The organism is Paenarthrobacter sp. JL.01a (genome assembly GCF_025452095.1).
In the GTDB taxonomy this organism is placed as follows: domain Bacteria; phylum Actinomycetota; class Actinomycetes; order Actinomycetales; family Micrococcaceae; genus Arthrobacter.
The window spans coordinates 3,247,709-3,269,900 of sequence record NZ_CP104877.1; the positions used below are offsets into that span (position 1 = coordinate 3,247,709).

Below are 22,192 nucleotides of genomic sequence, written 5' to 3' on the forward strand. Positions count from 1 at the left end.
CCGCAGTACTCGTCGCGAAAAACAGGAAATGGTGCCCTGCTTCCGCAAGAAGTCCGGCGCTGTCGCAATCCCATGGCAGGACTTCCCGCTGCATCTCTTGGCTGCTATCCCAGCAGTCTGTACAGCGTTTTCTTTAGCCGGCTCTCCCTATGAAAATGCCCGCACACATTTGCGGGCCCCAACACTTACCAGTCCTGCCTCAAGAATTGGGCAGGATAAAGGGAATTCCGGAGTGGGGGATGTTTCAAGTGTAGGGCACGCGGCAGCCTCACCGCGAGTTAAGACCCCGCGACCACCGGGTGAGCTTGTTCACACCGGCCCGGTGAGCTGCTAGAGTCCGCTCCTTCGCAGCACTTTGTCGAACTCGCGGTGGTAATCCTCCTGGAGGCGGATCTCTCCGTCCGCTTCGGCATCAAGCAGGATTTGCACCAGGTCCGGGGTGGGCTCACTGAACCACTGGGCCACGGTGACGCCGTGCTTGGGCACGAAGGTGCGGTGGATGTGGTCGCCGGCCGAGATACTGCCCGGCTTGATCACGCGCAGGTAGGAACCAACCCGACCGGCGTCGGAAAAGCGCTTGACCCACGTTGGCTCCCCCAGTACGCGCTGGAACGTGGCGCAAGGGGTTCGGGGCGAGGTCACCTCAAGTTCGACGTCAAGACCAATCTTCCACCGCTCGCCGATAACGGCACCTGTGGGGTCAATGCCGGCCACCCGCAGGTTCTCGCCGAAGATGCCCGCCGGAAGGTCCCGCTGCAACTCGTTGGACCAGTAATCAGCGTCTTCCTGTGAATAGGCGTAAACGGCCTGGTCTTCTCCGCCGTGGTGCACCCGGCTGGCCTGCACATCCCCATGGATGCCCAGTTTGTGGACCTTGACCGGTCCCTCGACAGGGCGTTTGTCAATGGCGGTAACGCCCACGCTTCCCACGGGGTCGGGAAGCAACTGGTGGACGCGGCACACGGCAAGGACGGAAGCGGTGTTCATGGGCACCAGTCTACGGATGGACCCGCGAACGGCTAGGGATCAAAACGGTAGCCCATCCCCGCTTCCGTATGCAGATGGCGCGGCTCCGCCGGATCCCGCTCCAACTTCCGCCTCAACTGGGCAATGTAAACCCGCAGGTACTGGGTTTCCTTGGCATAGGCCTGCCCCCAGACCTGGGTGAGAAGCTGCTGTTGGCTGACCAGCTTGCCCTTGTTCCGGACCAGCAGCTCCAGGATGTTCCATTCGGTGGGCGTCAGCCGGACCTCGGCTCCGTCCTTGACGATCTTTTTCCCGGCAAGATCAACAATGAAGTCGGCGGTTGCCAGCGTGGGTTCTTCCCCTCCGGCCCCCACGCGGCGTGAGGCCACCCTCAGCCGCGCAAGCAGCTCATCCAAACCGAATGGCTTGGTCACGTAGTCGTCCGCACCGGCGTCGAGCGCTTCCACTTTGTCCTCCGAAGCATGCCGGGCGGACAGGACAATGATGGGCATGCTGCTCCAGCCGCGGATGCGGCGGATGATCTCCACGCCGTCGATGTCCGGCAGGCCCAGGTCCAGCACCACGATGTTGACCGGATGCTTCGCGGCCGCGTTCAATGCGTCGGCACCGTTACCCACGGTCATGGCCTGGTACCCATGGGCCTGCAGGGTCACCTGCATGGCCCGGGCAATGCGGGCCTCGTCCTCAACGATCAGCACCAGCGTCACAGCGGGTCACCGGTCCACAGCGGCAAGGTGACCACCATAGTCAAGCCTCCACCCGGCGTCGGCTCCGCTGCGAGGCGGCCGCCCATGGCCTCGGTGAATCCCTTCGCGACGGCCAGCCCCAAACCGACTCCGCCGCCTGTTCCCGTACCACCGGCAGTTGAGGCTGCGGACGAATCTCCGAAGCGCTGGAACGGCTGGAACATGGTGAGGACTTCCTCATGGCCAACACCCTTGCCGTGGTCCGCAATCCTCAGTTCGCTGGCCGGCTGCTCCCGCACGGTGATGCCTTCGCCCGCCCGGGCTGTCAGTACGACGTCCGAATCCGGGGCGTATTTCATGGCGTTTTCGACAATATTCGCTACAACTCTCTCGAGCATTCCCGCATCCGCCTGCACGGGGGGCAGGTTGGGCGGCAGTTCGTTGCGCAGCCGCTCGTGTGGCACGCCCTGCAAGGCATCGGGCAGCACGTCCGCCCACACAATCCCGCTCAGCAGCGGGTTTACGGCGTCGGCGGTGATGCGGGACATGTCCAGGAGGTTGTCCACCAAGTGGTCCAAACGGTCCGCATAGTCCTCGATGGTCTCCAACAACTCCCGCTCAACGTCCGGGGGAAATGACACGTCTTCCTGCCGAAGGCTGCTGACAGCGAGCTTGATTCCAGCCAGTGGCGTCCGCAAATCATGGGACACCGCCCGAAGAATCGAGGTCCGCATCTTGTTCCCCTCCGACAACCTCAGATTGTCACGCCTGCTCTTGACCAGCTGCTGCCGCTCCCTGACAGCCACCACGAACGCGCCGAAGGCCACCAGCATCCGCTGGTGGTGGGGCGACAACGGACCGCCGCGCAGCAGGAGCGTGTAGTGGGGATCGACGACGGCGGCGTGATCGGCGGCCGCGTGCGTCACCGGCGGATTCGGGCCGGCGGTGGCCAGGACGCGCCATTCAGCGGGCGCGCCTTGGGTGGCGGTCCGTGTGCCTGAGGAACCCAGGAGGGTCACTGCGTCCATGCCGAGGTTGCCACGGACCTTTTCAAGGAACGTCTCCAAGCTGCCATCCGAACTCAGGATGCGAAGGGCAAGCTCACTGAGCGCAGTTGCCTCTGCCCCGGACCTCGCCGCTTCCTGCGCCCTCCGGCTGGCCAGGCCCACCGCCAAAGCCACCCCACAGGCCACCGCCAGGAAAACCACCAAGGTAAACAAGGTGGTGGGATCGGCGATGGACAACGACCCCACCGGGTCTGCCGAGAAATAGTTCAGCAGGAAACTTCCCAGCACGGCCGCAACCACCGCAGGCCATAGACCTCCGATGGCGGCCACCGCTACCGCCACGGCAAGCTGGAGAAGCATGATCATCGAAAAGTTGCGGAAGTTCAGGACCGTAACGGTCACTTCCACCGCCGGCGGGAGCAGAAGCGCCAGGACCAGCCCTGCCGTGACCCGGCCACGGCCAATGCCACGCACCGTCGGAAACTTCAACAGGGCGCCTTCATCACCGTTGCCCTGAGCCTCTGTTGCCGCCATGGCTACATCCTTGCACGGTTCCCGTGATGGGCACTTCTCCCCACATGCCGCGGGGATAAGTGCCTGCAGAGGGTGCAAGGACTAGGCTTGCTCTGAGCATTCTGGTCCGGCGGGGCGCCGGGCACACCACGGTCTATCCAGGGGGATATACATGGACCCGAAAGACAGCCCTGACGCGGCCGGCAACAACGGCAGCGGCGGGGACAACAACGATGGCTTGAACGCGGCTAACAACGCGCCCAAACCACCTCCTTGGCAAGTGCCCAAGCCTGAGCTCCATCCCGAGTTGTTTACCCCGGTCGAGGACGGTCCAACGGAAAGCAGGAAGCGGAGCCGGAACAAGAAGGTCCCGGCCGATGCATCCGCGCCCGCCGGAGCTTCAGCGGCCAACGGCCAGGCTGAACCGGGTAAGCCCCTGCCCGTCGTTGACCCGTTTGAGCGTGAACGCGAACGTGAAGCCGCTGCCGCAGCGAAGAAAAAGAAGCGTTCCCAGCGCCGCACCATTGTGGTGGGGCTGGGCGTGACAGCCCTCCTGGCGGGAACGATCACCGCCATCGTGGCCTCCAACGAACAGGAGGCCGACTACGCCCAGGTCTGTTTCAACGAAGAAACCGGCGAGCGCGTGGACGATGACCGGTGCAACAACAGCAGCTCGGCAGGCCGGAGTTCCGGCGTTTACGCCTGGTACTTCTACTCCCGCGGCGCCAGCGTGCCCGCCGTCGGCCAGAACCGCAGCGCCTTCCCCAGCGCGACCAAGACGGTACCTCAAGGCGCCAAGTCCTCCACGGGATACAGCACCAAGGGCGGCACGGTCAGCCGCGGTGGCTTCGGCAGCAGTTCCAAAAGCGGCGGAAGCTCGGGAGGCTAGGCGTGCGGCGACTCTCCTCCGTGCCGCGGCCGGACTGGAAGCAGAAGATCGAAGAGCAGGGCCTGGTTTTTTCTACCACCACCATGCCCGACGGCCGGAAAATCGAGTACTGGAACGAATCGGCCTATTACGAGTTCGACATGGACGAGGTGGAAAAACTCGAAGAGACCGCCGAAAACATGCACCTCATGTGCCTGGAGGCGGCGAAGTATCTCGCCACCGGCGCCATGGGCGATATCGGCATCGGACGCCAGGCACTTGAACTGGCCGCCGAGTCGTTGCAGGCCGGGGACATGGACATCTACGGCCGTTTCGACTTCATCTATGACGGCGCCGGCGGTCCGGCCAAAATGCTCGAATACAACGCCGATACGCCCACAGGTCTGATCGAGGCCTCGGTGGCGCAATGGTTCTGGTTGCAGGATGTCTTTCCTGAAAAGGACCAGTGGAACGGCATCCATGAGGCGCTGATCCGGCAGTGGCAAAAGCTGCAGTACCGGACCGGAATGAGCACCCTGCACGTTGCCCACTCCGAAGCGGAGGAATCCGGCGAGGATTGGATGACGGCCGCCTACATGCGGGACGTGGCCAGCCAGGGCGGCTGGACCACCATCGGCATCAACATGTCGGATATTGGCTGGGATCCGAACCTGAACCGGTTCGTTGACCTGGACAACTTCATGATCAGCACCATGTTCAAGCTGTACCCCTGGGAATTGATGATGAAGGAGCCTTTCGGACACCGTCTTCTGCAGCGTGCGCATACTCCTCGCTGGGTGGAGCCGGCCTGGAAGATGCTGCTGTCCAACAAGGCCCTCCTGGCTGCGCTGTGGCACCTCTACCCCAACCACGAGAACCTGCTGCCCGCCTACCTTGGGGACCCCGGACCGATGAAGGAATGGGTGGCCAAGCCCCTGCACGGCCGTGAAGGCGACAATATCCGCATCCATGCCCCCGGCATCGACATCTCGCAGCCCGGAGGCTACGGCCGCGAAGGCTGGTGCTACCAGCAGTACCACCCGCTTCCCGACTTTGACGGAAACCACCCCGTCCTCGGGCTCTGGGTGGTGGACGGCGAATCAGTCGGCTGCGGCATCCGCGAATCGGATGGCCCCATCACGGACTACTTCTGCCGCTTCGTCCCCAACACCATCGACGCCCCCGCGCCCGTCGCGCCCCCTGCTACTTCCTATGGAGCTGCACTATGAGCACTGAAACCTCGACCCCGGGTGGCGGCCCAGCGGGCGGCGACCGTACCGCCGTCGTACCTTCCAAAGGCCTCCGCGCCGGAATCCTGGACCTTGGCGACTCCGTCATGCTGGGGTTGGCATCCACCGCACCGGTCTATTCCCTGGCCGCGACGCTGGGACTGATCGTCGCGGTAAACGGCAATTACACCCCGCTGATCCTCGTGCTTGGCTTCATTCCTGTCCTGTTCATCGCTTATGCATTCCGTGAGCTCAACAGCGCCATGCCGGACTGCGGCACCACGTTCTTCTGGGCACGGAAAGCGTTCGGGCCGTGGGCAGGCTGGCTGGGCGGCTGGGGCGTGGCCCTGGCCGGGATCGTGGTCCTGGCCAACCTTGCCCAGATCGCTGGAAAGTACCTTTGGCTGCTGGTTGGCGACGGCTCCCTGACGGAGAACAAATGGCTGGTGACCGCCACGGGCGTGCTGTTCATCGTGTTCATGACCTACGTGAACCACCGGGGCATCAGGCTGGGTGAACACGTTCAACGAACCCTGACGTACATCCAGTACATCTCCCTTGGCATTTTTGCCGTGGCAATCATCTTCCGGATTGCAGGCGGAGCTCCCGAGGGCCAGGCCTTCGACTTTGAGTGGTTCAATCCCGCCGGTGCTTTTGCCGATCCGGGTGCTGTGGTGCACGGCGCGCTGCTGGCATTGTTCATCTACTGGGGTTGGGACACCTGTCTGGCGCTGAATGAAGAAACCGAAAACCCCGCAAAGACCCCGGGCCGTGGTGCTGTCATCTCCGCCTCGGTGCTGGTGGCAATCTACGTGTCGGTGGCCTTGCTGGTGATGATGTACGCCACGATCGGCACCGACGGAATCGGCCTCGGCAACGAGGCCAACCAGGATGATGTCTTCCTGGCCATGAAGGATGTTGTGCTGGGTCCATGGGGATGGCTGATTGTTGTAGCTGTCCTGGCGTCGGTCCTCTCCTCCACCCAGACCACCATCCTCCCGACGGCACGTGGCACGCTGTCCATGGGTGTCCACGGCGCCCTTCCGCCACGCTTCGGCAAGGTCCATGAACGATTCATGACGCCGGGATTCTCCACCCAGGTGATGGGTGTGGTGGCAGTGGTCTACTACGTGGCCATGAGCTTCCTCAGCGAAAACCTGCTCTCGGACTCAATCAGCGCCATCAGCCTGTTCATCGCGTTCTACTACGCCCTGACCGGGTTCTCCTGCGTCTGGTACTTCCGTGCGACGCTCCGGGAGTCCGCCCGCAATCTGTGGTTCCGGGGCATCCTGCCGTTCCTGGGCGCCTTGTCCCTGACGGCGGCGTTCTTCGTCTCCGCGGTCCAGATGTGGGATCCGTCCTACGGCGATACGCAGATCTTCGGCATCGGTGGCGCGTTTGTCAGTGGCGTGGTGCTGCTGGCCCTGGGCGTGGTCCTGGCTGTCGTATGCCGCTTCGCCCCTTCCACCCGCGGCTACTTCACGGGTGAACGGGCCGACGCCGGCGTGGTACGCGGCGAGTAGCCCGGGTCCTTGCCGTTAGGCGCTTCGTTCCTGGGAGCGGGCAGCCCACTGGCGCAGGCGGGTAGGAACGTCCGGTATCTCATCGGTTCGCACCGAGTTCCTGCGCAGAGCTGCCAGCCAGCACACCAGGATGCCCGCCGCGCAGAAAACGCCTGAGCTGGAGGCCATGATCCACAGACCGGGCGTCTGGACATCCAGGTTGGCAGCCCCGAGCGCGGTACCAATGGTCTTCGGCGAGAAGAAGAACACCAGGGTGGAGAGGGCAAGAACCGCCGCCATCACTATCCGCTGGCCCTTCAATCGCGCCGGGGTTTCCTTAATGGTCCAGGCGAACGCCGGCAGGACCACGGCCATCCAGACCCAATGGTGCGACCACGAAACGGGGCTGATGAGCAGCATGGCCAGCGCCGTCGTCGAAATCGCCACAACACGGGCGCCCTGGGCGCTGGCCGCCCGGATCATGACGGCGGCCAGAACCAGCGTTCCCAGGCTCAAAGCGAGCCATGGCAACGTCACGACGTCCTGCGGCACTCCGAAGTGCAACAGTGCACCCTTGATGGAGAGGTTGTCGACGTAGCCGGCCCCGCCGATGCGGGAGGTGTCGGGAAGGATTTCCAGCCAGAACGACAGGGACTCCGCGGGGCGCAGCAACCAAGCAAAAAGTACTGTGGAGACGAAGCCCAAGGACATATTCACCAGCCCCCGCCAGTCCTTGCGCATCAGGAAGTACAGGCCGAACACCAGCGGTGTCAGCTTGATGCCGGCGGCGACGCCAACAAGGAAGCCGCTTCCCCGGAACCTCCGGCGCTTGGACACGCCGCCGAGCAGGTCCACCACCATCAGGCCCATGAGCAGGATGTTGATCTGCCCGAAGGCGAACGTCTCGCGCCACGGGCCCAGGAACAGGATCGCCAGGAAAAGGGCTGCGGCAACCCAACAGCTTCTGGCCGATGACAGTGCGCTCCGCAGATCCGGCTTGGACGACCAGTAACGGACGATCGTGACAGCCACCCAAGCGGCCACCACCACGCCGGCGCAATTGAACAGGTTGAGCGCCGTCTGTTGCGGCAAACGGGCCAACAACCCGAACACCAACGCAGCGAACGGCGGATAGGTAAACGGCAATTGCGGCCCACCGGCCGATGCCACCGTGGGGCCATAGAGTTCAGACGCGGACGAACCGGCCTGGTTCAGGATGCTCCCACCGAACCAGTAGACGCTGAAGTCCAGGCCTTGTTTGGCCCAGTTCGCGAGCAACATCCACACCGGCAAAGCCACAACGGCCACGGGCAGCAGACGAAGGAGCAGAGGCGAGGCCTGGGTTGTTGGGTGCGGCCGCGCGGCGCCCGTTCCGGTCCGTAATTCGACGTCGGGCAGTGCCATCCAAAATCCCCCAAGTAAGCAAAGTCTCGCGGGGGAAGTGTGCCGCCCCCGCGTCCCATACTACTGAACGGCCTTCCGAGAACCTTGGGCCCGGCTGGCACGCCGGGCGGTTGCGAGGAGCCTAGGATGCTGGAATGAGCGATTCAACGACGAACACCTCCGACGTCCTGGCCCTGGATTCCCTGCTTTCCGACGACGAACTTGCCGTCCGCGACAAGGTTCGTGATTACACCACCCAGCGGATCCGGCCGAATATCTCCCGCTGGTACGAGGACGCGGTCTTCCCCCGGGAGATCGCCCCGGAGCTTGGCGAGTTGGGCGTTCTCGGCATGCACCTGGAGGGTTACGGCTGCCCCGGACGGACCGCCGTCGAATATGGCTTGGCCGCCATGGAGCTGGAAGCCGGCGATTCGGGCATCCGGACCTTCGTTTCGGTGCAGGGTTCGCTCGCCATGACGGCGATCCATCGTTGGGGATCGGAGGCACAGAAGGAGCAGTGGCTTCCGCGGATGGCCGCGGGAGAGCTGATCGGCTGCTTCGCTTTGACAGAACCCTCGGCCGGCTCGGACCCTTCGTCCATGACCACCACAGCCCGGCAGACCAGCGATGGATGGGTGCTGGATGGAGCCAAGCGATGGATTGGACTCGCCTCGATTGCCGACGTCATGGTGGTGTGGGCCCGGACCGATGACGGGATACGTGGTTTCCTGGTTCCCGCGGGCGCTTCGGGCGTCACCGCAACGCCGATTGAGCCAAAGCTTTCCATGCGTGCCTCAGTTCAGTGCAATGTGATGTTCGACGCCGTTCGGCTGGCTCCGGAGGCAATCCTCCCAGGTGCCATGGGCCTTAAGGGGCCGTTCTCCTGCTTGAACGAGGCCAGATACGGGATTGTCTGGGGTGCCATGGGAGCGGCCCGCGATTCGTACGAAGCAGCCCTTTCCTACGCCGGTGAACGCCTGCAGTTTGGTCGCCCCCTGGCCGGCTATCAGTTGACGCAGGAGAAGCTGGTCAATATGCTCCTGGAAATCCAGAAGGGCACGCTGTTGGCCCTGCACCTGGGCCGGCTGAAGGATGCCGGGCATTTGCAGCCGCAGCAGATTTCGATGGGCAAACTGAACAATGTCCGTGAGGCCATCAAGATCGCCCGCGAGGCCCGTACTATCCTGGGCGGCAACGGCGTCACGCTTGACTATGCTCCGCTAAGGCACGCGAACAATCTGGAGTCCGTGCGCACCTATGAAGGAACCGACGAGGTACACACCCTGATCCTGGGTCAGCACATCACGGGCATCGGGGCCTTCCGCGGCTAACCCACCCACCTGGGGGACAGTAAACGTCGCTACGGGGGCTCAATGGGACGTTTGCTGTCCCCTAGTTGGGGTCCGGGAGGATCACAAGGTCGAGGAACCCCTGAAGGCCCTTGGTTACGGCGACCCTGTCCGGGGCAAGGAGCCACTGGGTTTGGAGGCCGTCCCAAAGAGCCACCAGCGAGGTGGCTGCTTCCTTGGGATCGACGCCGGGCCGCAGCCTGCCGTCGGCTGCAAGCTCGGCGAAACGACGGGCATAGCTTGCCCGCAATCGCTCGAAGCGTGCGGTGAAGTAGTCCCTGCCGGGGTGCTCATCCGTGACGGACTCCGCACACAGGACCGTGTAGAGCTCGATCACCCCGGGGATGTTCTCGTTGTACAGCGCCGTCCGGATGACCGAGTCCGCCAAGCCCTCTTCCATGTCATCAGGGAAGGCTCCGCCGGTGATCTCGTCACGCCGTTCCAGGACCGACATCAGGAGGTCGCGCTTGGACGGGAAATAGTGCAGCAAGCTTGTCTGGCTCATCCCTGCACGGTCCGCAACATCCTGCAGCGATCCCCCGCGGTAGCCGCGGGCAGCGAACACCGCATGCGCAGCGTCCAGAATCGCCTGGCGCCGTTCCTCCGATTTCGCGTAAGGGCCACGCTTCGTTGCGCGGGACACGTCCTTTGTGGTCATGGCTAGCCAGTGTACGCGGATACGGGCTCCTCTCGAAATTCGAGTGACCACTCGAATTATCTGTTACCGTGGTCACAATCGACGTGCCGGGGCCCGCCTTCGGGTGCCGACAGCGTCAACCTGACACAAAGAGGTGAAGGCGCATGACCCGTTTTACTCGAAGACAACTTTTGGGCGCAGGCCTGGGTACGGCAGCCATGGGTCTGCTGTCCGGCTGCGCGACGCCGGGAACCCAGTCCGTCAACGCTGCACCAACCATCCCGGCCGCCAGCGGTCCTGTGCGGCTTACGTATTGGGCATGGTTGAAGGACTTCCAGAAGGTTGCCGACATCTGGAATGCAGCGAATCCAAACATCCAGGTGGACGTCGTCTGGATCCCCGGCGGCAACGCAGGCGGATACCAGAAGCTCTACTCGGCGCTGGCAGCCGGGGGTGGCCCGGACCTGGCACAGGTGGAGCTGCGGTCGATCCCGGAGTTCATGCTGGTCAACGGGCTGGTGGACATCTCCCGCTACGGTGCCAAGGACCACGCTCACCTCTATGACCCCACGTTGTGGAAACAGGTCAGCTACACCGGCGGCGTCTACGGAATACCCCAGGATTCAGGTCCGATGGCCATGTTCTACCAGCCGGCCATTCTGGACAAGGTAGGCGGCGCTCCCCCGAAAACCTGGGACGAATGGGCGGGGCTGGCCCGCGAGCTTCGTTCCGTGGACACGTACCTGGACTGCTTCCCGATCAGCGACGCCTCATCCTTTGCTTCTTTCGCCGGGCAGGCAGGAGCCGCGTGGCTGCGTCCGGAGGAGGATGGCTGGGTCATCAACATGACCGACGACGCCACGCTCAACACCGCGCGCTTCTTCGACAAAGCGATCGACGACGACCTCGTCACCACCACGTACGGCGCCTTCTCCCCCGGCTGGTTCGCCGCGGCCGGCAAGGGCGGAATCGCCTCCACCGTCACCGGCAGCTGGGGCGATGCCCTGGTCGAAGGCGTCAGCGGGTCCGAGGGAAAGTGGCGGGTTGCACCCATGCCCACGTGGGGCGCCACCGGATTCGGCTCCAGCTACCTGGGTGGTTCAACCGCCGCCGTCCTGGCCAACAGCAAGCACCCCAAGGAAGCGGTGGAGTTCGCCGTCTGGCTGACAACATCGAAAGAAGGCATCGACGCCGAGATTAACAACAGCGGCATCGGCTGGTCCCCGAATCCGGATTTCATTGGAACGGACCGTCAACAACCTTCGGCCTTCTTCGGGGGTCAAAACTACAACCAGGACATCTTCATCCCGGCAGCGCAGCAGCAAAACCCTGACTGGTCTTGGTGGCCCGTAACCCAGCAGTCCTTCAACATCCTCAGTGACGGTTTCCGGAAGAAGGCCTTCGGGACCTCCCTGGTGGACTCGATTGCCGCTTCCGAGCAGCAGATCATCACCGTTTTCAAGAACAAGGGCCTCACCATCAGGAAGGAAACGGCATGACGACCACGCGCACTGCATCCACCATGCAACGTCCCGTCGGGGCGGCCGGCCGCGGCAAGAGGACAGGCGCCGCGGCACGGGCACCCTGGCTTCTGCTGGCTCCTTTCCTGGCTCTTTTCGCACTGACGTTTCTGCTGCCCATTGTGGTGGCGATCCTCTCCAGCTTCACCAAGGTGACCAGGAGCGGACTCTTCGGCGAGGCGGGTGTAACCAGTGAGTTCGCCGGGTTCGGCAACTACGCCCAGGCTCTGGCGGACGGCAGTTTCGTGGCATCCATCGGCCGCATGCTGCTGTTCGGCATCGTCCAGGTTCCGGTCATGATCGTCCTCTGCACTGTCCTGGCGTTGATGTTGGAATCGGCATCGGCCAAATGGCCCGGCTTCTTCCGCGCCGCCTACTTCATGCCCTACGGCGTTCCCGGGGTCATCGCCACCATTCTGTGGTCCTTCCTGTATGTGCCCGGCCTCAGCCCCCTGTTTGACGCGGCCAAACTCGTCGGCCTCACCCCGGATTTCCTGGGCGCCAATAGCGTGTTGTGGTCCATCGCCAACATCGTCACCTGGAGCTACACGGGCTACAACATGCTGATCATCGTGGCGCAGCTCAAGGCCATTCCCGTGGAACTCTACGAGGCAGCAAAGGTGGACGGAGCGTCTACCTGGCGGGTCGCCCGCAGCATCCAGCTTCCCCTGATCCGTCCGGCCCTCATGCTCACCACGGTGTTTTCGATCATCGGCACCCTGCAGTTGTTCGCTGAAGCGCAGGTCCTCAAAACCGTGGCCCCTGCCATCGACAGCCAGTACACGCCCAATCTGAGCGCCTACACCACGGCCTTCGCGTACAACGACTACAACGTCGCGGCCGCCCAGTCGGTCATCATCGCCGTCGCCGCCTTCACCCTTTCGTTCGCCTTCCTCGCGCTGACCAACAGGAAGTCATCATGACCACTACAGCTACCAAGTCACCCGCAGTCGCCGCTGCCAAGGCCCGGTCCGCGGGTCCGGACCGATCAGCCGGACGACGCCGGTCGTCCACCATCATTGTCACCGCCCTTTTGGTGGTGGTTGCCCTCTACTTTTTGATTCCCGTGTACTGGGTCTTCGTCGCCTCCACGAAGTCCACGTCCGACCTCTTCTCCACCAATGGCTTCTGGTTCGCTCCCACGTTCTCCCTGTGGGAGAACATCGGCCGGGTGGTCAGCTACGACGATGGAATCTTCGGCCGTTGGTTCCTGAACTCGGCGATCTATGCCGGCGCCGGCGCGCTCCTGGCCACATACTTTGCGGCAGCAGGCGGCTACGCACTTGCCAAGTACGAGTTCAAGGGACGCAACCTGGTGTTCGGCACCATCCTCGGCGGCGTCCTGGTCCCCGGTACAGCGACGGCGCTTCCCTTGTTCCTCCTGTTCAGCCAGCTGGGCCTGGCCAACACGTACTGGAGTGTGTTGTTACCTTCGCTGGTCTCGCCGTTCGGGCTGTTCCTGTGCAGGATCTATGCCCAGGCCACTGTGGACACTTCGCTGATCGAGGCCGCCAGGATCGATGGCGCCGGCGAACTCCGCATCTTCCACACCATTGGGCTCAAAGTCCTGACGCCGGCCTTGGTCACGGTGTTCCTTTTCCAACTGGTGGGCATCTGGAACAACTACTTCCTGCCGCTGGTCATGCTGTCCGATTCCGAGCTCTACCCCATCACGCTGGGCCTGAACAACTGGCTCAGCCAGGTGGACCGCCTGCCCGAATTCTACGAACTGACCACGGGCGGAGTGCTGCTCTCCATCATCCCGCTCAGCATCGCCATGATTGTCCTGCAGCGCTTCTGGCGCGGTGGGCTGACAGAAGGAGCCGTGAAGTAATGACCGCCCAAACAGTAACCAGCTACATCACTGACACCGGACCGGGCACAGGGAACCGCCTCCCCGCCCGGTCGTGGCTGCACAGCGATGCACCAACCTTTTCGTTGAATGGCCAGTGGCGCTTCCGTCTTTTGGCTGGCGCCCCGGGTACCCCGGGCGGACGCGGCGTCCTCCCTGTGGGCGAAGCAGTGGAGGGTGTTGCCGCAGAGGACCTGGACGATTCCGGCTGGGACCGGATCCCTGTCCCGGCCCACTGGGTGTTGGAGGGAGACGGCGCCTACGGCCGGCCCATCTACACCAACGTCCAGTTTCCGTTCCCCACGGACGCGCCCCACGTCCCGGATGAAAACCCTACCGGCGATTATCGCCGGACGTTCGAACTCCCATTGGACTGGGACAGGGCAGCCAGAACAGCGCTGCGTTTCGACGGCGTCGAGTCCCGCTACAAGGTGTGGCTCAACGGAACCGAGATCGGGGTGGGCACGGGCAGCAGGCTGGCGCAGGAGTTTGATGTCACGGAAGCACTCCGGCCGGGCACCAACCTCTTGGCCGTACGCGTCCACCAGTGGTCCGCCTCGAGCTACGTCGAAGACCAGGACCAGTGGTGGATGCCTGGCATCTTCCGCGACGTGACGCTGCAGGCCCGCCCAAAGACGGGTATCGACGACATCTGGTTGCGGACGTCCTTCACCGCCGGCGCCGGCGTCATTGACCCGGAGATCACCGCAGGCCAGGCCGCCTACCCGGTTCGGCTGTCCGTTCCCGAACTGGATATCGACGTCGTCTGGAACTCCGCTGCCGACATCGCCCCGGTGGCGATCACCGGCGTCGAACCTTGGTCCGCAGAGGTGCCCCGCCTCTACAACGCGACCGTGGCCAGCGAAGGCGAGACCATTTCGCTTCGCCTGGGTTTCCGTACTGTGGAGATCAAGGGCGACCAATTCCTGGTGAACGGAAAGCGCGTGGTGTTCCACGGCGTGAACCGTCATGAGACGCATCCGGACCGGGGACGGGTCTTTGACGAGGACTTTGCCCGCGCGGACCTGGCCATGATGAAGCAGTTCAACGTCAACGCGATCCGCACCAGCCACTATCCGCCGCACCCCCGTTTGCTGGACATCGCTGACGAACTGGGCTTCTGGGTGATCCTGGAGTGCGACCTCGAGACCCACGGTTTCGAGCGGCACGGCTGGGTGGGCAACCCCAGTGACGACCCCGCCTGGCGCGAGGCGTACGTGGACCGCATGGAGCGTGCGGTGGAGCGGGACAAGAACCATCCCTCCATCGTCATGTGGTCGCTGGGCAACGAGTCCGGTACGGGCGCCAACCTCGCTGCGATGTCCGCCTGGACCCATGCCCGCGATGCCGGCCGCCCCGTCCATTACGAGGGTGACTACACAGGCGCCTACACGGACGTGTACTCGCGGATGTACTCGTCGGTGCCGGAAACCGAGTCGATCGGACGCGATGACTCAGGGGCGCTGCTGCTGGGCTGCTCCGCGGCGGAGTCGGCCAGGCAGCGGACCAAACCGTTCATCCTGTGCGAGTACGTCCATGCCATGGGGAACGGCCCGGGCGCGATCGACCAATACGAGGCCCTGGTGGACCGCTACCCGCGGCTACACGGTGGCTTCGTCTGGGAGTGGCGGGATCACGGCATCCGAACCACTGCTGCCGACGGCACTGAATTCTTCGCTTACGGCGGGGACTTCGGCGAGGTGGTTCACGACGGCAACTTCGTCATGGACGGCATGGTCCACTCGGACTCCACGCCCAGCCCGGGCCTCTTCGAGTACAAGCAGATCGTCGCACCGATCCGCTTGGGCTTCTCCACCGAAACGCACGACGGCGGCACCCGCCACTTCGTCTCTGTCGCCAACCTGAGGCACACCGCCGATGCGTCGGATGTGGTGCTCCGCTGGCGGCTTGAGCGTGACGGACAGCCGGGCGCTTCGGGAGAATTCGACGTCGCCGATTCCTCGGGTCAGCCGCTGGCCGCCGGTGACACAGTCCGGGTGGAGCTTCCCCGCCTGGACGTGGTGGGGACCGGCGAACATTGGTTGACCGTGGAGGCTGCGCTCCGCAAGGACAGCACGTGGGCCGACACCGGCCACGTGATCTCCGCGGCTCAGTTGCCGTTGGCGCTGCAGGGCTCCAGTGCAACCCCGCCCAGGCCAACGCTACCGGCAGGGCAGGCCGCTGACACGGTGCCGCCCGTCCTGCATCTTGGTCCCGCGGTCTTTGAACACGGGCGGTTGGCTTCCCTTGCTGGACTGCCGGTCTCCGGCCCCCGCTTGGAGTTGTGGCGCGCCCCTACGGATAACGACGCCGGCGCGGGCCGCGGTAGTTATGACCTCGCCGACCCGTGGCTCAACAATGGCGACGGCGTTCCCGCCCCTTCAATGGAGGCCGTCTGGCGCGCTGCAGGCCTGGACCGGCTCACGGGTCGGGTGGAAAGGGTGGCCGCCGACGACTCGGGCATGGTGATCCAGACGCGCTACTCCGCAGCCGACACCGCTCGCTGGGTCTCCTTGGAGGAAAACTGGCAACTTTCAGACGGCCAGCTGTGGCTCCGCGCGGAGATTGTTCCGAGCGCCGGCTGGGACATCATCTGGCCGCGTGTCGGGATCCGGTTCGACCTGCCGGGATCCGTGGACGGCGCCTCCTGGTTCGGAACCGGGCCCCATGAGTCGTACCCGGACAGCATGCACGCCGCACTGGTTGGACGCTATGCCTCGGGGATTGATCAGCTGTCCGTGCAGTACGCCAAGCCGCAGGAATCCGGCCACAGGAGTGCGGTTCGCTCCCTGGACCTGCAGAACAACGGTTCTCCGTGGCTGCACGTCCAGGCGGTCCCGGACTCCCGGGACCGTTTGCCGGGCTTCACGCTCGCCCGGCACACGGCACAGGAGATTTCCGCAGCTGCCCATCCGCACGAGTTGCCAGCCAGCCAAGGCAGTTATCTGTACCTGGACGCGGCACAGCATGGCCTCGGGTCCAGGGCGTGCGGACCGGACGTTTGGCCCGACTACGCCCTGCGTCCCGAAGCCCGCACCCTGGTCTTCCGGTTCACCGAGCCCGGCTAGCCCGCCGTTGTGGGGCCTGCTCTGCGTGCTATCCGACGGAAATAGCGTGCAGAGCGGGCCTCACAACGTCACCCGGACACCGCTACGGGCACCTTCTTGGCGTCCTTGCGGACGGTGGCGCTGATGACTGCCGCCACAGTGCACATGGCCGCTGCACCCAGCCATGCATAGTTGTAGTGTCCCGTGACGTCGCGGATGAACCCGGCCGCGAGCGCGGCTGCGGCGGCTCCCAGCTGGTGGGCGGCGAACACCCAGCCGAACACCACCGAACCATCGGCGCCGAACACCGAGCGGCAGATGGCGGCCGTGGGCGGGACCGTCGCCACCCAATCAAGCCCATACACCACCACGAAAATGATCATGCTCGGTTCCACGGACGAGCCCAGCAGCAACGGCAGCACCAGAAGGCCGATCCCCCGGAACTGGTAGTAGACGGCCAGCAAAACCTTGGGATTGAAGCGGTCGGTCAGCCAGCCTGAGGCGATGGTTCCCACGATGTCGAAGATTCCTACGACGGCCAGCAAGCCCGCCGCCGTGGTTTCGGGCATGCCGTGATCGTGCGCCGAGGGAATGAAGTGCGTTCCGATGAGGCCGTTCGTGGTAGCTCCGCAGATAGCGAAGCCCGCAACCAAGGCCCAGAACGTCCGGACCTTGACGGCCCGCTTGAGGACCTGCAGGGCACGGACAGCGGCGTTGGTGGAATCCTTCGGAACCACTACCTCCGGCTTGCCGACCGCCGCAGCGGTGGTCCCGGCGTCGGCGACCTGCACCTCAGGTTCTTGCGCACCATAAGGCAGCACCCCGACGTCGGCCGGTGAGTTCCGTAGCCACCGCAGCACCAGCGGTACCACGGCGAGCGCACCGGCAGCGATGAGCAGCGAGGCCCCGCGCCAGCCCGGGTTCTGGGCAAGCGCAGCGATGAACGGCAGGAAGACCAGCTGACCGGCCGCACTTCCTGCGGTGAGAATGCCGATCACCAAGCCGCGGCTTTTGGCGAACCAGGTGTTGGCGATCGTAGCCGCGAAGACGAGAGCCATGGAGCCGGTTCCCAAACCGATGAGCACTCCCCAGGTGAGGAGGATCTGCCACGACTGGTTCACAAGGACAGTCAGTGCCGAACCAAGACCGATCAGGCACAGGGCCAACGAGGTCACTTTGCGGATGCCGAAGCGTTCCATGAGGGCTGCCGCGAAAGGTGCCGTCAGCCCGAAAAGGACCAGGTTGATGCTTACCGCGAGCGACAGCACCGTGGTGGACCAGCCGAATTCCTGCTGCAGCGGGACCATCAGTACGCCGGGAGCTGCACGGAAGCCGGCCGCTCCGACCAAGGCAAGGAAGGCTACCGCGGCAACGATCCAGGCCGGGTGGAGGCGGCGGCCGGACGGACGCTTTCCGGACGCCCGCTTACTGGACGGGACCCGTGACGATTCAGTGGGTGTCCCTGTGACGTCGGGAGCGGTCATGCGGGGATCTCCGTCTCTGTGGTGCTGGCTGGATCTGCTGCTGTGGCTGGATCTGCGGTAGTGGCTTGCCGGGGTGCCACGGCCAGGGGAACCGGGTGCTTGTTGCGCTTGAAACTGTGCCAGCTGGTGTTGGCGGCGGTCAGTGCCGTGCCGCAGTGGGTGCACGTATCCGCCGAGGACGTCGCTTGCCCGCAGTCTGTATGGATGACCCTCATGTGGGAGGTTTCGTTGGGCGCGTCCAGATGCTTTTCCGCCCAGATGATGATCGCGTTCAGGACAGGCAGAGCTTCCTCGCCCTTGGTGGTCAGGACATATTCCTGGCGGGTGCGGCGTCCGTCCTGGTACGGCCGCTGGGCCAGTAACCCGGCGTCGAGCAACCACCCCAGACGCTTGCTGAGGACTGAATCGGCCACCTCGAGCCGTTGCTTGATGGCATCGAACCGGCCGTTCCCAAGGAAGATTTCGCGGAGCACCAGGCTTCCCCAAGGGTCACCAAGGACATCGAGGCCGCGGGCAAGGCTGCACGAACGGGCAGACCAGTCAGAGCGAAGTGGCATGGGCATGAAACTATCTGACTTTTCTAAAGAAAGCTATAAGTGACCACGACACGTACGTCCAGGTTGCGCGGGGTTCATCAACGGTTCACCTCGGGTACCTACGCTTGCCGGGTCAACTCTGACCACGAAAGGCACCCTGAATGTCCTCGAACAAACCTGACTTGGTGAAACGTTCAACCGAATCCGTTGGGCTTTCCCGTCGCGGCTTCCTCGGCACGGCAGCTGCTGCGACGGCGCTTGCGGCAGCCGGCTCTCTCCTTCCGCCCTCCGTGCAGGCAGCAATGGCCAAGCCCACGCCTCCCGGGAGCCTGCAGTCCATCAAGCATGTGATCGTGCTGATGCAGGAAAACCGCTCCTTCGACCACTACTTCGGATCGCTGCGCGGAGTGCGCGGGTACGGCGACCAGTCCGTCACCCGGCTGCCCAACGGCAAATCCATGTTTGAACAACCCCGCGCAACGGGCGAGACAGTGCTGCCCTTTTCGCTGCGCAAGGCCGCCGAACTCGCTGGAAGGCCCGGATCCGATATCCAATACCTCGGCGACCTTGACCACTCCTTCAAAGGCACCACCACGGCATGGAACAACGGCTGGTGCGACAAATGGATTCCTGCCAAGAGCGCATCCACCATGACCTTCTACGAGCGCCAGGACATCCCCCTCCAATACGAGCTCGCGGATACCTTCACCATCTGCGACGCATATCACTGTTCCGTCAACGGCTCCACCAATCCCAACCGCAACTACCTGTGGAGCGGCACCACGGGCAATGAGCCCGGCAGCAGCAACCGGGCCGTGACCAACGCGGCCTACGGTTACGATCACGGAGGCTACGACTGGACGACCTACCCGGAACGGCTGGAACAAGCCGGAGTCTCCTGGAAGATCTACCAGGACTGGGACAACTTCACGGACAACGCGGTCGAGTACTTTCAGACGTTCAAGGCGATCGGCCGGAAGATCCTCGCCTCGGTTGACGGCAAGCTCCGCACCACCGAGGAGTTCTACGACAACCTGGCCGGCAAGCCGGCAGCGGAACAGGATCGCCTCCTCGCCCAGCTTCAGCAGGGCCGCGCTACCCTCACGGACGCCGAAAGGTCGCTCTTCGACAAGGCCATGTGGCGTGGCCGGCCTGACACCCTCCTGGAGCGCCTCAGCGCCGACATCACCGGAGGAACCCTGCCGCAGGTCAGCTGGCTGGTACCGTCCGCTGCCGACTCGGAACACCCTGGCGCCTCGACGCCGGTGGGCAGCGCAAACTTCGTCTACCGCCTCCTGGACACGGTCGCCAGCAACCCTGACACCTGGGACAGCACCGCCATCTTCCTGAACTTCGACGAGAACGATGGCTACTTCGACCACGTTCCTCCGCCCGTCCAGCCGCGCCCCGCTTCGGGTGAATCTCCGGACTGGACCACGGCACGGCCCATCGGACTGGGCCCACGGGTACCCATGACGGTGGTCTCGCCGTGGACGGTGGGCGGCTATGTAAGCTCCGAAATCTTCGACCACACCTCCGTACTGCGCTTCCTGGAACGCTGGACCGGCGTGCAGGAGCCGAACATCTCCCCCTGGCGGCGGCAGGTCTGCGGTGACCTGACCGGCGTCTTCAACTTCAGTTCCCCGGGCACTCCCCCTGTACTGGACCACCCGGGACCCGTACCTGCCAAGACCAGCCGGTGGCGTCCCACCCCGCCGGCAGTCCAAGTGGCACCGATCCAGGAAAGCGGCTCACGCCCGGCCCGCCCACTCCCCTACAGGCCGCAGGTCTCCGCCGTGGCAACGCCGGGCATGCTCACGCTGGCCCTGACGAACACGGGTACCAGGTCAACGCACTTCGCCATCTACGGTTACGCCGGAGAGCTCGCAGAACCCCGGCACATCGACGTCCTCGCGAACGACAAGGTGAAGCTGTCCCTTGCCCCCGGTGCGTTCGACGTCGTCGTCACCGGTCCCAACCGGTTCCAGTACGAACTCAAAGGCACGACGGCGGGCGCAGCGTCCGGCGTCGACGTTACGGTTAACGGCCGCCGCGGCAATAAAGCCGTGGAGTTGGAAGTCCGCAACAACGGCACGGCTGCGGTGACGCTGGCCTTGAAGTCACTGCAGTACGCACCGGGTGCCGAGACTGTGAAACTCAAGGCCGGACAATCGAAGAAGATCGGCTGGGAAACCGTCAGCGGCTGGTACGACGTTGAAGTCACTACCCCCGGGGACACGACGTTCCGTCGCAGGCTGACGGGTCGCGACGAAGACGGTCGGGAAGGCATCTCCGGCTAAGCGCTCGCCGGATGGTCCTTGGTGGTTGCGCCAAGGACCAGGCCGGTCCGCGAAGGACGGTACGCCAGGGCCCAGTAGACCAGCATGGCAATCCCGCACACCACTCCCAGGCTGGAAACCATGAGCTGCCCCTGGGTCTGCGGATCCTTGCCCCATTCGGCAGCGCCTGCCCACACAGCCAGGTTCTTGGGCGTCATGTAGAAGGCAATAGTGGAACACACCACTATCACCCAACCCGCAGTGCGCATCCGCCCGTTCCGGGAGGGCACCCGGTGCATCGCAAAGGCCATGCTGGGGAGCGCAACAGCAACCCACACCCAGTGGTGGGACCAGGAGACCGGGCTGATCAGGAGCATCAGGATGGCCGTGGCAGATACCGCAATAAAGTTCTCGTCCACAGCCACGGCCCAGGTGATGATGAGCCCAGCCACGATCACGAGCCCCAGCGACAGGACCATCCACACCACATTGGTGGCTGACGAGTCCGGCATGCCAAAGTGCAGGAGCAGGCCCTTGACCGAGAGGTTGTCCACGTAGGCAGGCCCGCCGATGCGGCCCGTGTTCGGAAGGATCTTGGTCCAGAAGTCCAGTGACGCCTGCGGCAAGAGGGCCCAAGCTACGGCAATGGAGCCAAAGAAACCGGCCGCCATCCAACCCAGCGCCTTGAAATCACGGCGAACCAGGAAGTACAAACCAAAGGCGAGAGGGGTGAGCTTCACGCCCGCCGCCAGGCCGATCAGCAAGCCTGCAGGCCAGCGGATGGCACCTGCACGCACTTTCCCGTACAGGGCGAAATCGGCCAGGATCACGCCCATCAAAATGATGTTGATCTGTCCAAAAACAAACGTGTCCCGCCACGGTCCCAGAAGCAGGATGGCCCCTGTTCCCACCAGCGCCGTGGTCCTGAAACGGTAATCGGCAAAGGCTTCACGCCAGGTCTTCAGGCCGAAGTAGTGCCTGGCCAACCAAGCGGCAACGGTTGCGGCGCCGCCCAGGGCCACGAGAATGAACACCATGCTTCCGGCGAAGAACCCCAACGCCGCCAACCCCGTGAAAATCAAGGCGGCGAACGGAGGGTAGGTGAACGGCAGGCCATCGCGGATGGCGTACAGGTCACCGCCTTCCATGACCTTCCCACCGCCGTAGTAGTACACCTCAAAGTCGTTCAGCGCCGGCTGGTAATTCGCGTACAGGTAACACACGGCCACTACGAGCGTCAGGGCGCCGGCCACGGTGAGGATCCAGCCCCGTGCCGTGATGCTGGCCGCCGTGCGTGAAGGAGAAGCCACCAT

Annotated in this window: 17 protein-coding genes; 9 read left to right on the forward strand and 8 right to left on the reverse strand. The window is 64.0% G+C overall.

Annotated elements, in window-relative coordinates; genetic code table 11:
* Window positions 1-330: 330 nt before the first annotated feature.
* The 3 genes from N5P29_RS15290 to N5P29_RS15300 are packed head-to-tail and all read right to left on the reverse strand — an operon-like array spanning window position 331 to window position 3,214.
* On the reverse strand, window positions 331-987 hold the full coding sequence (locus tag N5P29_RS15290; RefSeq protein ID WP_262275669.1) for an MOSC domain-containing protein: 657 nt from the start codon (window positions 985-987) through the stop codon (window positions 331-333).
* Window positions 988-1,019: 32 nt separating this feature from the next.
* Window positions 1,020-1,694, reverse strand: coding sequence for a response regulator (locus tag N5P29_RS15295; protein ID WP_262275670.1), 675 nt, complete (start codon window positions 1,692-1,694; stop codon window positions 1,020-1,022).
* Window positions 1,691-3,214 (reverse strand): sensor histidine kinase, encoded by a 1,524-nt coding sequence (locus tag N5P29_RS15300; RefSeq protein ID WP_262275671.1) that lies wholly within the window; start codon window positions 3,212-3,214, stop codon window positions 1,691-1,693. Before N5P29_RS15300 ends, N5P29_RS15295 begins: the two co-directional genes overlap by 4 nt.
* A 151-nt stretch (window positions 3,215-3,365) precedes the next feature.
* Between N5P29_RS15300 and N5P29_RS15305 the strand changes: the two genes are divergently transcribed.
* The 3 genes from N5P29_RS15305 to N5P29_RS15315 are packed head-to-tail and all read left to right on the forward strand — an operon-like array spanning window position 3,366 to window position 6,813.
* Window positions 3,366-4,082, forward strand: a complete 717-nt coding sequence (locus N5P29_RS15305; RefSeq protein ID WP_262275672.1) for a Tat pathway signal protein — start codon at window positions 3,366-3,368, stop codon at window positions 4,080-4,082.
* Window positions 4,083-4,084: 2 nt separating this feature from the next.
* Window positions 4,085-5,290, forward strand: a complete 1,206-nt coding sequence (locus N5P29_RS15310; protein WP_262275673.1) for a glutathionylspermidine synthase family protein — start codon at window positions 4,085-4,087, stop codon at window positions 5,288-5,290.
* The gene (locus N5P29_RS15315; RefSeq protein WP_262275674.1) at window positions 5,287-6,813 is read left to right on the forward strand and encodes an APC family permease; all 1,527 of its coding nucleotides are present in this window, start codon (window positions 5,287-5,289) and stop codon (window positions 6,811-6,813) included. Before N5P29_RS15310 ends, N5P29_RS15315 begins: the two co-directional genes overlap by 4 nt.
* Before the next feature lie 15 nt (window positions 6,814-6,828).
* On the opposite strand, the gene N5P29_RS15320 is transcribed toward N5P29_RS15315, so the two are convergent.
* Window positions 6,829-8,196: a glycosyltransferase 87 family protein gene (locus N5P29_RS15320; RefSeq protein ID WP_262275675.1), complete on the reverse strand. Its 1,368-nt coding sequence runs from the start codon at window positions 8,194-8,196 to the stop codon at window positions 6,829-6,831.
* A gap of 134 nt (window positions 8,197-8,330) precedes the next feature.
* Between N5P29_RS15320 and N5P29_RS15325 the strand changes: the two genes are divergently transcribed.
* Window positions 8,331-9,506 carry an acyl-CoA dehydrogenase family protein gene (locus N5P29_RS15325; RefSeq protein ID WP_262275676.1) on the forward strand — a complete coding sequence of 392 codons (1,176 nt, stop codon included), beginning with the start codon at window positions 8,331-8,333 and terminating at the stop codon, window positions 9,504-9,506.
* Window positions 9,507-9,567: 61 nt separating this feature from the next.
* On the opposite strand, the gene N5P29_RS15330 is transcribed toward N5P29_RS15325, so the two are convergent.
* Window positions 9,568-10,182, reverse strand: a complete 615-nt coding sequence (locus N5P29_RS15330) for a TetR/AcrR family transcriptional regulator (RefSeq protein WP_262275677.1) — start codon at window positions 10,180-10,182, stop codon at window positions 9,568-9,570.
* 143 nt (window positions 10,183-10,325) lie between these two features.
* Here N5P29_RS15330 and N5P29_RS15335 point away from each other — a divergent pair, with 143 nt between their 5' ends.
* From N5P29_RS15335 to N5P29_RS15350, 4 genes are read left to right on the forward strand one after another with little or no spacing between them, the layout of a single operon-like run.
* Entirely contained in the window at window positions 10,326-11,660 is a 1,335-nt protein-coding gene (locus tag N5P29_RS15335) for an ABC transporter substrate-binding protein (protein ID WP_262275678.1), read from the forward strand.
* Window positions 11,657-12,604 carry a carbohydrate ABC transporter permease gene (locus N5P29_RS15340; protein WP_262275679.1) on the forward strand — a complete coding sequence of 316 codons (948 nt, stop codon included), beginning with the start codon at window positions 11,657-11,659 and terminating at the stop codon, window positions 12,602-12,604. The genes N5P29_RS15335 and N5P29_RS15340 overlap by 4 nt, the downstream gene beginning before the upstream one ends.
* Window positions 12,601-13,515 carry a carbohydrate ABC transporter permease gene (locus N5P29_RS15345; protein ID WP_262275680.1) on the forward strand — a complete coding sequence of 305 codons (915 nt, stop codon included), beginning with the start codon at window positions 12,601-12,603 and terminating at the stop codon, window positions 13,513-13,515. The genes N5P29_RS15340 and N5P29_RS15345 overlap by 4 nt, the downstream gene beginning before the upstream one ends.
* Entirely contained in the window at window positions 13,515-16,601 is a 3,087-nt protein-coding gene (locus tag N5P29_RS15350) for a glycoside hydrolase family 2 TIM barrel-domain containing protein (RefSeq protein WP_262275681.1), read from the forward strand. The genes N5P29_RS15345 and N5P29_RS15350 overlap by 1 nt, the downstream gene beginning before the upstream one ends.
* Before the next feature lie 68 nt (window positions 16,602-16,669).
* On the opposite strand, the gene N5P29_RS15355 is transcribed toward N5P29_RS15350, so the two are convergent.
* Both N5P29_RS15355 and N5P29_RS15360 read right to left on the reverse strand, forming a co-directional pair.
* Complete coding sequence (locus N5P29_RS15355; RefSeq protein WP_262275682.1) at window positions 16,670-18,064, reverse strand: MFS transporter; 1,395 nt, start codon at window positions 18,062-18,064, stop codon at window positions 16,670-16,672.
* Entirely contained in the window at window positions 18,061-18,621 is a 561-nt protein-coding gene (locus tag N5P29_RS15360) for a winged helix-turn-helix transcriptional regulator (protein ID WP_262275683.1), read from the reverse strand. Before N5P29_RS15360 ends, N5P29_RS15355 begins: the two co-directional genes overlap by 4 nt.
* 164 nt (window positions 18,622-18,785) lie before the next feature.
* Here N5P29_RS15360 and N5P29_RS15365 point away from each other — a divergent pair, with 164 nt between their 5' ends.
* Complete coding sequence (locus N5P29_RS15365) at window positions 18,786-20,900, forward strand: phosphocholine-specific phospholipase C (RefSeq protein ID WP_262275684.1); 2,115 nt, start codon at window positions 18,786-18,788, stop codon at window positions 20,898-20,900.
* Here the strand turns inward: N5P29_RS15365 and N5P29_RS15370 are convergent.
* Window positions 20,897-22,192, reverse strand: a complete 1,296-nt coding sequence (locus N5P29_RS15370; protein ID WP_262275685.1) for a glycosyltransferase 87 family protein — start codon at window positions 22,190-22,192, stop codon at window positions 20,897-20,899. The two genes, N5P29_RS15365 and N5P29_RS15370, sit on opposite strands and share 4 nt — an antisense overlap.

What these genes read in the sequence shown, in the direction of transcription:
- N5P29_RS15290 (WP_262275669.1), bottom strand. Translation starts at nt 987, where the DNA reads ATGAACACCGCTTCCGTCCTTGCCGTGTGCCGCGTCCACCAGTTGCTT.
- N5P29_RS15300 (WP_262275671.1), bottom strand. Translation starts at nt 3,214, where the DNA reads ATGGCGGCAACAGAGGCTCAGGGCAACGGTGATGAAGGCGCCCTGTTG.
- N5P29_RS15305 (WP_262275672.1), top strand. Translation starts at nt 3,366, where the DNA reads ATGGACCCGAAAGACAGCCCTGACGCGGCCGGCAACAACGGCAGCGGC.
- N5P29_RS15315 (WP_262275674.1), top strand. Translation starts at nt 5,287, where the DNA reads ATGAGCACTGAAACCTCGACCCCGGGTGGCGGCCCAGCGGGCGGCGAC.
- N5P29_RS15320 (WP_262275675.1), bottom strand. Translation starts at nt 8,196, where the DNA reads ATGGCACTGCCCGACGTCGAATTACGGACCGGAACGGGCGCCGCGCGG.
- N5P29_RS15325 (WP_262275676.1), top strand. Translation starts at nt 8,331, where the DNA reads ATGAGCGATTCAACGACGAACACCTCCGACGTCCTGGCCCTGGATTCC.
- N5P29_RS15330 (WP_262275677.1), bottom strand. Translation starts at nt 10,182, where the DNA reads ATGACCACAAAGGACGTGTCCCGCGCAACGAAGCGTGGCCCTTACGCG.
- N5P29_RS15335 (WP_262275678.1), top strand. Translation starts at nt 10,326, where the DNA reads ATGACCCGTTTTACTCGAAGACAACTTTTGGGCGCAGGCCTGGGTACG.
- N5P29_RS15340 (WP_262275679.1), top strand. Translation starts at nt 11,657, where the DNA reads ATGACGACCACGCGCACTGCATCCACCATGCAACGTCCCGTCGGGGCG.
- N5P29_RS15345 (WP_262275680.1), top strand. Translation starts at nt 12,601, where the DNA reads ATGACCACTACAGCTACCAAGTCACCCGCAGTCGCCGCTGCCAAGGCC.
- N5P29_RS15350 (WP_262275681.1), top strand. Translation starts at nt 13,515, where the DNA reads ATGACCGCCCAAACAGTAACCAGCTACATCACTGACACCGGACCGGGC.
- N5P29_RS15355 (WP_262275682.1), bottom strand. Translation starts at nt 18,064, where the DNA reads ATGACCGCTCCCGACGTCACAGGGACACCCACTGAATCGTCACGGGTC.
- N5P29_RS15360 (WP_262275683.1), bottom strand. Translation starts at nt 18,621, where the DNA reads ATGCCACTTCGCTCTGACTGGTCTGCCCGTTCGTGCAGCCTTGCCCGC.
- N5P29_RS15370 (WP_262275685.1), bottom strand. Translation starts at nt 22,192, where the DNA reads ATGGTGGCTTCTCCTTCACGCACGGCGGCCAGCATCACGGCACGGGGC.